This is a genomic window from Streptomyces rubiginosohelvolus (assembly GCF_014649875.1).
In the GTDB taxonomy this organism is placed as follows: Bacteria; Actinomycetota; Actinomycetes; order Streptomycetales; family Streptomycetaceae; genus Streptomyces; species Streptomyces rubiginosohelvolus.
In genome coordinates this window covers 327,248-339,964 of sequence record NZ_BMTW01000004.1, presented here as the reverse complement: position 1 = coordinate 339,964, position 12,717 = coordinate 327,248, and the positions used below count along the sequence as shown (strand labels likewise).

Genomic DNA, 12,717 nt, shown 5'->3' with positions numbered 1-12,717 from the left:
CCTCCTCAATGAGGGGCACCCGGCTCGGCGCGTCCGGACCCGGGGCTCAGCCGGTCAGGGCCGGCTCCCGGGCGGGCTCGGCGGGCGTCGGTGCGGCGGGCTTCGGCGTCCGCCGGGCGAGCAGCACCGCCGCCAGTCCGAGGGCCGACCACAGCGAGAGCGTCAGGAGGGGCCCGCCCGCCGCGCTCCCGTCGAAGAAGGCGACCGAGCGGAGCAGGGAACCCCCCGCGCCCGGCGGAAGCCATTGGCCGATCGCCCCGACGGGCTCGGGCAGCAGCTGCGGTGCGCTGGTGACGCCGGAGAAGGAGTTGCCCAGCAGGACCATCAGCAGGGCGCCGAGTCCGATACCGCGCGGCCCGAACAGGGCGGCGAGCCCCGCCACCGCCGAACCGATGGCCAGCACGGTGAGCGCGAGCACCCCCGCCTCCGTCCACCAGTCGCCCGTGATCACGCCGAGCCAGCTGTGCGTCACGGCCGTGGCGGCGAGCCCCACCAGTGCGGATGCCGCCAGCAGGGTCAACACGCCGCGCGCCCCGCGCAGCCCCATGAGGGTGACGACGGCTCCGGCCGCCATTCCCGCCAGGGCCAAGGGCAGGACGCTCGCGCCGAGCGCACTGCCACGCGGATCCCCGGGCGGTGCGGCGACCACATCGGTGACCTCGACCTGCGTGCCCTTCGGGGCGGACGCGGTCACGGCCTCGCGCAGCAGCTGGGAGACGACGGGGCTCGCCGCCGACGCGGTGAGCAGGTGCGGCCCCTGCGGGGTGGCGACGACCGCTCCGTATACGACCCGGTCCTCGATCGCGGCCCGGGCGGCGGCCTCGTCGGCGTAACGGTGCACCTCGAAGGCGCCCTCGCGCTGCTCGAACCGCTGCTCCAGCTGCTGGGCGGCCGGCGCCGCGCCCGCCACGCCGACCGGGAGGTCGCGCGGCGCGATCCGGGCGGCGGGCCAGGCGAAGGCCCAGAGGGCGAGAGTCACCATCAGGGGGATCAGCAGGATCACCGCTACCGCGCGGCGGTTGGGTGCGGTGGACATGAGGGGCCTCGATTCGTGCGACGGGCAGGCGACGGGCAGGAGCTCAAAAAGAAGGATCGTTCGTTTTACGCTGACCCCCACTGTCCGCACGCCTCGTTCGATTGTCAAGAAGGAACGTTCGTTTTAGATTGAGGCCATGGCCCGTGTATCCCAGGAACACCTCGACGCCCGCCGCCGTCAGATCCTCGACGGCGCGGCGCGCTGCTTCGCCCGCAACGGATTCCACGGCACGTCCATGCAGGACGTCCTCAAGGAAGTGGGCCTGTCCGCCGGAGCGGTCTACCGCTACTTCCCCGGCAAGGAGGACATCATCGCGGCCATCACCGAGGAGACCTTCGGCGTCATTCGCGGCTCCTTCGAGGAGGCTTCCCGTATGACGCCGCCGCCCACCCCGGACGTGCTGCTCAGCCGGGCGCTCGGCGGCGTGCTCGGGGGTCAGGTGTACGGACTGCGGCGTCGTACGTTCGCCGCGCTCGTGGTCCAGCTCTGGTCCGAGACGCTGCGCAACGAACGCCTCGCCACCCTCCTCGGCGAGGGCTACGCCTCCATGCGCGTCGCCTGGGCGAAGCTCGTCGACGCCTACCGCTCCGCCGGGATCCTGGAGGGCGACGTGTCCGGCGAAGACGTGGCGCGCACGATGATCGCGGTGGCGCAGGGCTTCCTCGTCCAGGAGGCGCTCTTCGGGGACGTGCGCCCCGAGGTGGTGGAGAAGGGGTTGCGCGGGCTGATGTCCATCACCCCGCAAAAGATCAGTTAACGCAATGGAAAAACTTCCGCCCTAACGTGCAATGCCTGGTCGCGAGACCTCCGTTCCCGTTCAACGAGTTGTTGAACGGGGATAGGGTCCCGCTGCGTCCGGAGCCAGGAACCGGGCGGAAGACGATGAGGTGGAAGCGTGCAACTGACCCCGCACGAGCAGGAGCGTCTGCTCATCCATGTGGCCGCCGACGTGGCCGAGAAGCGCCGGGCGCGCGGGCTGAAGCTCAACCACCCCGAGGCCGTCGCCCTGATCACCGCCCACCTCCTGGAAGGCGCCCGGGACGGCCGTACCGTCGCCGAACTCATGGCGTCCGGGCGCAAGTTGCTCACCCGGGACGACGTCATGGAAGGCATCCCCGAGATGCTCCACGACGTCCAGGTCGAGGCCACCTTCCCCGACGGCACGAAGCTCGTCACCGTCCACGACCCGATCGTCTGACGGGGGAGCGCCGATGATTCCCGGAGAGATCCTGTACGGGGACGGGGACATCCCCGTCAACGAGGGGCGGGCGGTCACCCGCCTCACCGTCCTCAACGCCGCCGACCGCCCCGTCCAGGTCGGCTCCCACTACCACTTCGCCGAGGCCAACCCCGGGCTGCACTTCGACCGCGCCGCCGCCCACGGCCTGCGGCTGAACATCGCCGCCGGCACGGCGGTCCGCTTCGAACCCGGCATCCCCGCCGACGTCGAACTCGTCCCCCTCGCCGGCCGCCGCGTCGTCCCCGGCCTGCGCGGCGAAACCGGAGGTGCCCTCGATGCCTGACCTCAAGCGGGCGGTGTACGCCGACCTGTTCGGGCCCACCACCGGCGACCGGATCCGGCTCGCCGACACCGATCTGCTCGTCGAGATCGAGGAGGACCGCTCCGGCGGCCCCGGAAACGCGGGCGACGAGGCGGTGTTCGGCGGCGGCAAGGTGATCCGCGAGTCCATGGGCCAGGCCCGCACCACCCGGGCCGAAGGCGCGCCCGACACCGTCATCACCGGCGCCGTCGTCATCGACCACTGGGGCATCGTCAAGGCCGACATCGGCATCCGGGACGGCCGGATCACCGGCATCGGCAAGGCCGGGAACCCGGACACCATGGACGGCGTCCACCCCGACCTGGTGATCGGCCCGGAGACCGAGGTCATCGCGGGCAACGGCAAGCTGCTCACGGCCGGGGCGGTCGACGCCCACGTCCACTTCATCTCGCCCACCCTGATCGACCAGGCACTCTCCAGCGGCATCACCACCCTTGTCGGCGGCGGCACCGGCCCCGCCGAAGGCACCAAGGCCACCACCGTCACCCCCGGCCCCTGGCATCTGGCCCGGATGTTCGAGGCACTGGAGACGTTCCCCGTCAACATCGGGCTGCTCGGCAAGGGCAACACGATGTCGCAGGACGCCATGTACTCCCAACTGCGCGGCGGGGCACTGGGATTCAAGATCCACGAGGACTGGGGTGCCACGCCCGCCGTCATCGACGCCTGCCTCACCGTCTGCGAACGGACCGGCGCGCAGCTCGCCATCCACACGGACACCCTCAACGAGGCCGGGTTCGTCGCCGACACCCTCGCAGCCATCGCCGGCCGGACCATCCACGCGTACCACACCGAGGGGGCGGGCGGCGGGCACGCGCCCGACATCATCAGCGTGGTCTCCGAGCCGTACGTCCTGCCCAGCTCGACCAACCCCACCCGGCCGCACACCGTCAACACCATCGAGGAACACCTCGACATGCTGATGGTCTGCCACCACCTGAACCCCGCCGTCCCCGAGGACCTGGCGTTCGCCGAGTCCCGGATCAGGCCCTCCACGATCGCGGCCGAGGACATCCTCCACGACCTCGGCGCCATCTCGATCATCTCCTCGGACTCCCAGGCCATGGGGCGTATCGGCGAGGTGATCCTGCGGACCTGGCAGACCGCCCACGTCATGAAGAAGCGGCGCGGAGCCCTGCCGGGGGACGGCCGGGCCGACAACCACCGGGTCCGTCGCTATGTCGCCAAATACACCATCAATCCGGCCGTCGCCCAGGGCATGGGCGGCGAGATCGGCTCGGTGGAGACCGGCAAGCTCGCCGACCTGGTGCTCTGGGACCCGGCGTTCTTCGGCGTGAAGCCGCAGACCGTCATCAAGGGCGGCCAGATCGCGTACGCGCAGATGGGCGACGCCAACGCCTCCATCCCGACGCCCCAGCCGGTGATGCCCCGGCCGATGTTCGGCGCGCTGGGCCGGGCGGCCGCGCGGGGTTCGTTCAACTTCATCTCCGCCGCCGCGATCGAGGACGGGCTGCCCGAACGGCTCGCCTTGGACAAGCCGTTCGTGCCGATCACCAGCACCCGGGGAGTCACCAAGGTGGACATGCGGGAGAACGACGCCGTGCCCCGCGTCGACGTCGACCCCGACAGTTTCGCCGTCACCATCGACGGCGATCCGGTCGAGCCGGCCCCGGCGGCGGAACTGCCCATGGCCCAGCGCTACTTCCTCTTCTGAGGGACGGCCACCGCCATGTCACGCGCAGCTCTCCTCGTCCTCGCCGACGGCCGGTTTCCCGCCGGAGGCCACGCCCATTCCGGTGGCGCCGAACCGGCCGTCGCCGAGGGCCGCGTCCGGGACGCCGACTCCCTCGCCGCCTTCTGCCGGGGCCGTCTGCACACCGCGGGCCTCACCGCCGCCGCCCTCGCCGCGGCGGCGGCCCACGGCCTCGACCCGCTCGCCCTCGACGAGGCCGCCGACGCCCGTACGCCCTCGCCCGCCCTGCGGGCCACCGCCCGGAAGCTGGGCCGGCAGATGATGCGGGCCGCCCGCGCCACCTGGCCCGGCCCCGAACTGGACGCCCTCGCCGCGGCCCGGCCACGCGGCGCCCACCAGCCCGTCGTCCTCGGGCTCACCGCGCGGTCGGCGGGCCTCGGCCCCGAGGACGCCGCGCACTGTGTCGCGTACGAGACCGTCAGCGGCCCCGCCACCGCCGTCGTCCGGCTCCTCTCCCTCGACCCCTTCCACGCCACCGCCGTCCTCGCCCGGCTCGCCCCGGACCTGGACCGGGTCGCGGAACAGGCCGCCGAGGCGGCCCGGCAAGGCATCGACGCCCTGCCCGCCGCCTCGGCCCCGCTCCTCGACATCACCGCCGAGGCGCACGCCGCGTGGCCGGTCCGCCTGTTCGCCTCATGACCCTCCAAGAAGGCTTCCCAACCCTCCAAGAAGCAGGAGCAGCCCCATGCACCTCGACCACACCCACGACGGCCCCGCCGCCGTCAGCGCCGACGCCACCCGCCCTGACGGCACCCGGCGCGCCCTGCGCATCGGCCTCGGCGGTCCCGTCGGCACCGGTAAGACGGCGACCGTCGCCGCCCTCTGCCGCGAGCTGCGCGACCGGCTCTCCATCGCCGTCGTCACCAACGACATCTACACCCGGGAGGACGCCGACTTCCTCCTGAACAACGCGGTCCTGCCGCCCGAGCGGATCCAGGCCGTCGAGACCGGCGCCTGCCCGCACACCGCGATCCGCGACGACATCTCCGCCAACCTCGAAGCGGTCGAGGACCTGGAGGACGCGGTCGGCCCGCTCGACCTGATCCTCGTCGAGTCCGGCGGCGACAACCTCACCGCCACCTTCTCCAAGGGCCTGGTCGACGCGCAGATCTTCGTCATCGACGTCGCGGGCGGCGACGACATCCCCCGCAAGGGCGGCCCCGGCGTCACCACCGCCGACCTCCTCGTCATCAACAAGACGGACCTCGCCCCGTACGTCGGCTCCGACCTGGAGCAGATGGCCCTGGACGCCAAGAAGCAGCGCGGCGACCTCCCCGTCGCCTTCACCTCCCTGACCTCGGCCGAGGGTGTCGGACCGGTCGCCGACTGGGTGCGCGCACAGCTCGCCGCCTGGACCGCGTGAGCGTCCGCGCGCGCGCCCGGCTCCGCGCAGTGCCGGACGGGCGGGGCGGCACCGCCCTGCCCGTCCTGGAGAGCGCAGGCCCGCTCGCCCTGCGGCGCACCCGTTCCCCGCACCCCCCGTACGCCCGGGTCACCGTGGTCGGCGCGATGAGCGCCCCGCTGAACGGCGACCGCCTCGCCATCGAGGCCGAGGCGGCCGACGGCGCACGCCTCACGGTCGACGCGGCGGCGGCCACCGTCGCCCTCCCGGGCCCCCGCCCGGACGCCGACCCGTCCACGTACACCGTCGACCTGACCGTGGGGGAGGGGGCGATCCTGCACTGGCTCCCCGAACAATTGGTCTCCGCTCACGGCAGCCGCCTGCACCAGACCACCCGGGTCCAACTCGCCCCTACCGCACGCCTCCTGCTGCGCGAGGAACAGATCCTCGGCCGCCACGGCGAACCCACCGGCGCCCTCACGACCCGCCTCGCCGTCCACCGCGCTGGCCGCCCCCTCCTCGACCAGCAACTCGCCTACGGCCCCGACGCCCCCGCCGGCTGGGACGGCCCAGCCGTCCTCGCCGGCCACCGAGCCGTCGGCCAACTCCTCCTCGCCGACCCGCTCTTCGAGGATGCCCCGCTCCCCGCGTGCCTCCTCGGCCCCACCGCCGCCCTCACCCCACTGGCCGGCCCCGCCGTCCTGGTCACCGCGGTGGCAGCGGACGCCCGCCTGCTGCGCGGAATCCTGGACGACGCGATGCGCGAACTGCTGGACGGACTGAAGGAGAGTTTCGAGGACTGAGTCCGCTCAGCGAACTTCCTTCACCGGTTATGGGTTCGGTAAAGAAACAGGTGTACGCCCTGGCCCCAGGTGCCCCACAGACGAAAGGATCCCCGCGACGTACCGATGACCACGCCGCCCCCTCGGCGGCGGATCGGATGAAGGGGGATTCACGTGAGACGTACGACAGTGCTCGGCTCGGCCGGGGCTCTCGTCGCGGGCACGCTCATAGCGGGGGCCATGGCCGCACCCGCGGCGAGCGCCGACGGCCGGCACCACGGCCGGGGCGACGCCGAGGCGCGCGGGGTCGCCGTCGCGGCGCAGCGGGCGGCGAAGAGCGGGATCGACTGGAAGGACTGCCCGGAGGACTGGGGTCTGACCGCCCCCATCCAGTGCGGCTGGGTCACCGTGCCGCTCGACTACGCCAAGCCGCACGGGAAGAAGATCAAGCTCGCCGTCGACCGGCACGTCAGTACCGGCACGAAGGCCGAGCGGCAGGGCGCCCTGCTCTACAACCCGGGCGGGCCCGGCGGTTCGGGGATGCGCTTCCCCACCCGGATCACCGCCAAGAACCCGCTCTGGACGAAGACCGCGAAGGCGTACGACTTCGTCGGCTTCGACCCGCGCGGCGTCGGCCACTCGGCCCCGATCTCCTGTGTCGATCCGCAGGAGTTCGTGAAGGCGCCCAAGGCCGACCCGGTCCCCGACAGCGAGGCCGACAAGCGCGCCCAGCGCAAGCTGGCCCGTGAGTACGCCGAGGGGTGCGGCGAGCGCAGCGGCGAGATGCTGCCGCACATGACGACGCCGAACACGGCACGCGACCTGGACGTCATCCGGGCCGCGCTCGGGGAGAAGAAGCTCAACTTCCTCGGCGTCTCCTACGGCACCTACCTGGGCGCCGTCTACGGCACGCTCTTCCCGACCCACGTCCGGCGCATGGTCGTCGACAGCGTGGTCGACCCGTCGCGGAAGAACATCTGGTACCGGGCGAACCTCAACCAGGACATCGCCTTCCAGACCCGCTGGGACGACTGGAAGGCGTGGGTCGCCGAGCACGACTCCGTCTACGGCATCGGCGACACCCCGCAGAAGGTCGAGAAGGCCTGGCTGGAGCTGCGGGCCGCCGCGAAGAAGAAGCCCATCGGCGGCGTCGTCGGACCCGCCGAGCTGATCTCCTTCTTCCAGGGCGCCCCGTACTACGACTCCGCCTGGGCCCCCACCGCCAAGACCTGGAGCGCCTACCGGGCCGGTGACACCCAGGCGCTGATCGACGCCGCCGCCCCCGACATGAGCGACCTCGCGGGCAACGCCGCATCCGAGAACGGCAACGCGGTCTACAGCGCCGTCGAGTGCGCCGACGCCCAGTGGCCCACCGACTGGCGCACCTGGGACCGGGACAACACCCGGCTGCACGAGAAGTACCCGTTCATGACGTGGGCCAACGCCTGGATGAACCTGCCCTGCGCCACCTGGCCCGCCAAGCAGCGGACCCCGCTGGACGTGAAGACCCGCAAGGGCCTGCCGCCGGTTCTCATCGTGCAGTCCACCCGCGACGCCGCCACCCCGTACGCGGGCGCGGTCGAGCTGCACAAGCGGTTCAAGGGCTCCCGGCTCATCACCGAGAAGGACGCCGGATCCCACGGCGTCACCGGGCTGGTCAACCCCTGCGTCAACGAGCGGGTGGACACCTACCTGCTCACCGGGAAGACCGACCGGCGCGACGTGACGTGCACCCCGCACGCCACGCCGAAGCCTTAGCACGCCCCTGAGGCGTACGACCGGGGCCCGTTCTCAGCGGCGGCTCCGGTCGTACGCCGCCAGCCAGGCGTCCTCCGCCGCGTAGTCGAAGAGACCCTCGCCGTAGTTCTTGAGCATCTTCGGGAACGCCTCCCGCCAGTCGCGCCCCGCCAGCTCTCCGGCCAGCCACTCGACCGTCTCCGGCAGTGACTCCACGTACCCCGTCACGGGCCGGTAGCCGAGCTGTTCACCGGCTGCCGCCATGTCGTAGACCACCGGGTGCGCGCCGCTCCACGGTGTCTCGCCCACATGTCCCTCGGGCGCCGGGCCGTCGATCAGCACCGTCGCCGTATCCCGCCCCAGCACCGCGTCGATCGCCGACGCGATCTCCGCGACCGTGGGCGCCTCGGGGTCCGCCGCGTTCAGCACACGCGAACCCGGCTTCCCGGCGGCCAGCCGGATGAGCTCCGCCGCGTTGGAGACATGGAGCGGGTGGAAACGGGTCTTCCCGCCGTACGCGAGGACCCGGCGCCGCCGCCCGTCCAGCAGCCGCTTCACCACGTACAACTCGCGCGGTGTGCGGCAGTACGGGCCGTGGACCGCGCCCGCGCGCAGCAGCGTCACCGGCAGCGCCTCGCCCGCCGCCAGCAACTCCCGCTCCAGCAGGACCTTCCGCGTCCCGTACGTGGCGTCCCCCGGCGCCACCGTGGCCTGGCTCTCCGGCAGCGGCACCGGGTAGCGCGGGAAGCCGTCCGGTTCGGCCTGGGTGTCGAAGCTGCGGCCCCGCTCGTCCTCGTACACCGCGCCGCTGGAGATCACGACCGCCGAGCCGATCCGGCCGGCCAGCCCGGTCAACTGCCGGGCGTGCGCGCCGTCGAACGCCACCATGTCGACCAGGACGTCACAGCCGCCGCCCAGGGCCTTCTCCAGCGCCCCTTCCTCGTCGCGGTCGAGCGCCACCGCCCGGACCCCGGCGTCCCACGCCTCGTCCCGGCCCCCGCCGCGCGAGGCCGCGGTGACCTCCCAGCCGTCGGCGGCCAGCGCGCGGACCGCGGCCCGCCCGATCTGGCCCGTCGCTCCCAGTACCCATGCGTGTCCGTTGCTCATGCATCCGACGCTAGGGGAGCGGGGCCTCCCGGACGAGACCGCTCTGCCGGTGGCGAATTCGCGCTCAGCGTCGCAGCTTCGGGAACTTCCTCGGCGGCGCTGCTGCCTGTTCGGCCGCCTTCACCTTGGCCGCGTACTCGTCCACGTACTCCTGGCCGGAGAGTTCGAGGATCGCGTACATGATCTCGTCCGTCACCGCACGGATCGCGGCTTTCTGGTCCTCCATGCCCGCGTAGCGCGAGAAGTCCAGCGGCTCACCGAACCGGATCGCGACCTGCTTGATCTTGGGGAGTTTCTGGCCGGGCGGCTGGATCTCGAAGGTGCCGAGCATCGCGCACGGGATCACCGGCACCCCCGCGGTGATCGCCATGACCGCCACCCCGACCTTGCCCTTGTAGAGCCGGCCGTCGTGCGAGCGGGTGCCCTCGGGATAGATCCCCAGCAGCTCGCCCTTGCTCAGCACGCCGAGCCCCTCGCGGATCGCGGCCTGACCGGCGTCCTTGCCGGACCGGTCCACCGGGATCTGGCCCGCGCTGCGGAAGAAGGCGGCCGTGAGCCGGCCCTTGATCCCCGGGCCGGTGAAGTATTCGGCCTTCGCCAGGAAGGTGATGCGGCGCTTGAGGATGGCCGGCATCAGGAAATGGTCCGAGAAGGAGAGGTGGTTGCCCGCGACGATCGCCGCACCGTCTTCCGGGATGTTCTCCAGGCCCTCGATCCGGGGGCGGAACAAGAGCCGCAGAACGGGTCCCAGAACGACATACTTCAGGATGTAATAAAACACCTTGTGGGTGCACCTCGCTCTGCCGGGCCGACTCAGGACTGCGTACTACCAGGTCATGGTGGTGCCGGGACCCTACCCGCAGGGTCCCGGCACCACCAGGGACGGTAAGCGCTGTCCCGACGCGTACCCGGCTCCGGGGACGTCAGGCGTTGTCACCCGCCGTGACGTCTCAGGTGTCCTGTGTGGCCAGCATGCCGATGGTGCACAGTCCCAGCACCACCCAGCCGAACCAGAGCCAGCCACTGCTTCCCAGCGCCACCGTGTACGCGGTCACCGCGACCAGCGCCCCGACGGTCATGTATCCCATGGTCTTCGTCGATCCGGACATGCGCGCACGCTCCTCGTCGGCCGCGCGGCCGTTGTCCCCATGGTCACCCCGTATGCGCCATCCGCGCTACTGTCCGCGCGCCTGCAAAGACGCGAGATAGGCGTTGTACGCCGCCAGCTCCTTGTCGCCGTCGCGGTCGGCGGCCCGGTCCGAGCGCCGTGCAGCACGCTGTTCGGAGTTGTACCACTGGTAGACCAGCGCGATCAGCACCAGCACCGAGGGGATCTCGCTGAACGCCCAGGCGATCCCGCCCGCCCAGTTCTGGTCGCTCAGGGCGTCGATGCCCAGCGAGGCGGGCGGATTCTCGTACGTCTTCACCATCGGCGTCGACGCCATCATCAGGGCGATCCCGAAGAACGCGTGGAACGGCATCCCGGCGAACAGCTCCAGCATCCGCATCACATAGCCGGGGCGGTGCGGACCCGGGTCCACGCCCATGATCGGCCAGAAGAAGACCAGGCCGACCGCGAGGAAGTGCACCATCATCCCGAGGTGGCCCGGCTTGGAGCCCATCAGGAAGTCGAAGATCGGCGTGAAGTAGAGCGCGTAGAGGCTCGCGATGAACAGCGGGATCGTGAACACCGGATGCGTCATGATCTTCATGTACCGGCTGTGCAGCAGCTTCAGCAGCAGCTCGCGCGGTCCGATCCGCCCCCGGCCGGCCGGCGGCAGCGCGCGCAGCGCCAGCGTCACCGGGGCGCCCAGCAGCAGCAGGATCGGCGACAGCATGCTGATCACCATGTGCTGCACCATGTGGACGCTGAACATGACCATGCCGTAGTCGTTGAGCTTGGTGCACATCACCAGCGCGATGCTCAGCACGCCCACCGTGAAGAACACGATCCGGCTCACCGGCCAGCCGTCCCCGCGCCGACGCAGCCGCACCACGCCGTACCCGTACAGGGCGAGCGCCAGGACGCAGCCGGTCAGGAAGAACGGTTCGACGGAGAGCTCCAGCCCCCGTCCCAGCGTGAACGGCGGCAGATCCATGTTCATGCCGTGCCCGCTGTGATCCATCTGTTCACTCCCGATGGGGACACGTCCCCGTTTCGTGCCGGTTGTCCGGTCCAGAGTAGAACTGCCCCCGGCCGCGGTTGCGGCCGGGGGCAGTTCTGGACGATGTGTCCTGACGAGGTGTTCTACAGCACGCACTCCGCCTCGGCGTACCGCTCGGCCGGGACCGTCTTCAGCGTCTCGACCGCCTCCGCCAGCGGGACCATCACGATGTCCGTGCCGCGCAGCGCGGTCAGCATCCCGAACTCGCCCCGGTGCGCCGCCTCCACCGCGTGCCAGCCGAACCGGGTCGCGAGGACGCGGTCGTACGCGGTCGGCGTGCCGCCGCGCTGGACATGGCCGAGGATGACCGGGCGGGCCTCCTTGCCGAGCCGCTGCTCCAGCTCGCCGGAGAGCTGCGTGGCCACCCCGGCGAACCGCTCGTGGCCGTAGATGTCCTTGACGCCCTGCTCGAACTGCATGGAGCCCTCACGCGGCTTGGCGCCCTCGGCGACGACCACGATGGCGAACTTCTTGCCCGCCGAGAACCGCTTGCCGACCAGTGCGGTCAGCTCGTCGATGTCGAAGGGGCGCTCGGGCACCACGATCGCGTGGGCGCCGGCGGCCATGCCCGAGTGCAGGGCGATCCAGCCGGTGTGACGGCCCATGACCTCGACGATCAGCACCCGCTGGTGCGACTCGGCGGTGGTCTTCAGCCGGTCCAGCGCCTCGGTCGCGACACCGACGGCGGTGTCGAAGCCGAAGGTGACGTCGGTGGAGGCGATGTCGTTGTCGATGGTCTTGGGGACCCCGACGATGGGCAGCCCGGCCTCGGAGAGGAGGTTGGCCGCCTTCAGCGTGCCCTCGCCGCCGATCGGGATGATGGCGTCCAGGCCGAGATCCGCGACATGGCCGCGGGCGCGCTCCACCCCGTCGCGCAGATGCGCGGGCTGGACGCGGGAGGATCCGAGGATCGTGCCGCCGCGGGCCAGGATGCCGCCCACCGCGTCGAGGTCGAGCTTGCGGTAGTCCGCCTCCAGCAGGCCCTTCCAGCCGTCGTGGAAGCCGATGACCTCGTCGCCGTGGTCCACCACCGCGCGGTGCACGACGGAACGGATGACGGCGTTGAGGCCGGGGCAGTCGCCGCCGGAGGTGAGTACGCCAATGCGCATGGCCCGGAAACCTTTGCAACGTGTAAGTCGACGACCGGACCACGCCGTCCGGTTGGATCCCCGCCACCCTACCGGCGCAGAGTGGCGGGGCCGAACCGGCCGTCCGCCTGCTGGACTTCGCTCAACCGAGCGAAATACCCCTCAGGCGGGCCGTCGCTCAAGC

Annotated in this window: 14 protein-coding genes; 8 read left to right on the top strand and 6 right to left on the bottom strand. The window is 71.5% G+C overall.

Going from position 1 to position 12,717, the window contains the following annotated elements; genetic code table 11:
• Nucleotides 1-46: 46 nt before the first annotated feature.
• Nucleotides 47-1,036, bottom strand: coding sequence for a hypothetical protein (locus tag IE134_RS13675; protein WP_030713954.1), 990 nt, complete (start codon nt 1,034-1,036; stop codon nt 47-49).
• Nucleotides 1,037-1,172: 136 nt separating this feature from the next.
• Between IE134_RS13675 and IE134_RS13670 the strand changes: the two genes are divergently transcribed.
• The 8 genes from IE134_RS13670 (at nt 1,173) to IE134_RS13635 (ending at nt 8,194) form a co-directional block, all read left to right on the top strand.
• The gene (locus IE134_RS13670) at nt 1,173-1,793 is read left to right on the top strand and encodes a TetR/AcrR family transcriptional regulator (protein ID WP_030713957.1); all 621 of its coding nucleotides are present in this window, start codon (nt 1,173-1,175) and stop codon (nt 1,791-1,793) included.
• Nucleotides 1,794-1,931: 138 nt separating this feature from the next.
• Nucleotides 1,932-2,234 carry an urease subunit gamma gene (locus IE134_RS13665; RefSeq protein WP_010070010.1) on the top strand — a complete coding sequence of 101 codons (303 nt, stop codon included), beginning with the start codon at nt 1,932-1,934 and terminating at the stop codon, nt 2,232-2,234.
• A 13-nt stretch (nt 2,235-2,247) separates the two neighbouring features.
• Complete coding sequence (locus IE134_RS13660; protein ID WP_030713962.1) at nt 2,248-2,559, top strand: urease subunit beta; 312 nt, start codon at nt 2,248-2,250, stop codon at nt 2,557-2,559.
• Nucleotides 2,552-4,273 carry an urease subunit alpha gene (locus IE134_RS13655; RefSeq protein ID WP_189430625.1) on the top strand — a complete coding sequence of 574 codons (1,722 nt, stop codon included), beginning with the start codon at nt 2,552-2,554 and terminating at the stop codon, nt 4,271-4,273. The genes IE134_RS13660 and IE134_RS13655 overlap by 8 nt, the downstream gene beginning before the upstream one ends.
• A gap of 15 nt (nt 4,274-4,288) precedes the next feature.
• On the top strand, nt 4,289-4,951 hold the full coding sequence (locus tag IE134_RS13650) for an urease accessory protein UreF (RefSeq protein ID WP_030713968.1): 663 nt from the start codon (nt 4,289-4,291) through the stop codon (nt 4,949-4,951).
• Nucleotides 4,952-4,997: 46 nt separating this feature from the next.
• Entirely contained in the window at nt 4,998-5,675 is a 678-nt protein-coding gene (gene ureG, locus IE134_RS13645) for an urease accessory protein UreG (RefSeq protein ID WP_030713970.1), read from the top strand.
• Nucleotides 5,672-6,457 carry an urease accessory protein UreD gene (locus IE134_RS13640; protein WP_189430623.1) on the top strand — a complete coding sequence of 262 codons (786 nt, stop codon included), beginning with the start codon at nt 5,672-5,674 and terminating at the stop codon, nt 6,455-6,457. The genes ureG and IE134_RS13640 overlap by 4 nt, the downstream gene beginning before the upstream one ends.
• A 153-nt stretch (nt 6,458-6,610) precedes the next feature.
• On the top strand, nt 6,611-8,194 hold the full coding sequence (locus IE134_RS13635; protein ID WP_229823547.1) for an alpha/beta hydrolase: 1,584 nt from the start codon (nt 6,611-6,613) through the stop codon (nt 8,192-8,194).
• A 33-nt stretch (nt 8,195-8,227) separates the two neighbouring features.
• Here IE134_RS13635 and IE134_RS13630 read toward each other — a convergent pair whose 3' ends face one another.
• The 5 genes from IE134_RS13630 to IE134_RS13610 form a co-directional block, all read right to left on the bottom strand.
• Nucleotides 8,228-9,280 carry an NAD-dependent epimerase/dehydratase family protein gene (locus tag IE134_RS13630; protein ID WP_098017533.1) on the bottom strand — a complete coding sequence of 351 codons (1,053 nt, stop codon included), beginning with the start codon at nt 9,278-9,280 and terminating at the stop codon, nt 8,228-8,230.
• A gap of 64 nt (nt 9,281-9,344) precedes the next feature.
• Nucleotides 9,345-10,061: a lysophospholipid acyltransferase family protein gene (locus tag IE134_RS13625; protein ID WP_030713979.1), complete on the bottom strand. Its 717-nt coding sequence runs from the start codon at nt 10,059-10,061 to the stop codon at nt 9,345-9,347.
• A 169-nt stretch (nt 10,062-10,230) separates the two neighbouring features.
• Nucleotides 10,231-10,389, bottom strand: a complete 159-nt coding sequence (locus IE134_RS13620; RefSeq protein WP_006122878.1) for a hypothetical protein — start codon at nt 10,387-10,389, stop codon at nt 10,231-10,233.
• Nucleotides 10,390-10,455: 66 nt separating this feature from the next.
• Complete coding sequence (locus IE134_RS13615) at nt 10,456-11,406, bottom strand: cytochrome c oxidase assembly protein (RefSeq protein WP_189430621.1); 951 nt, start codon at nt 11,404-11,406, stop codon at nt 10,456-10,458.
• 122 nt (nt 11,407-11,528) lie between these two features.
• A complete protein-coding gene (locus IE134_RS13610) occupies nt 11,529-12,554 on the bottom strand; it encodes a 6-phosphofructokinase (RefSeq protein WP_006122876.1) in 1,026 nt (341 codons plus the stop codon).
• Between the last annotated feature and the right edge of the window lie 163 nt (nt 12,555-12,717).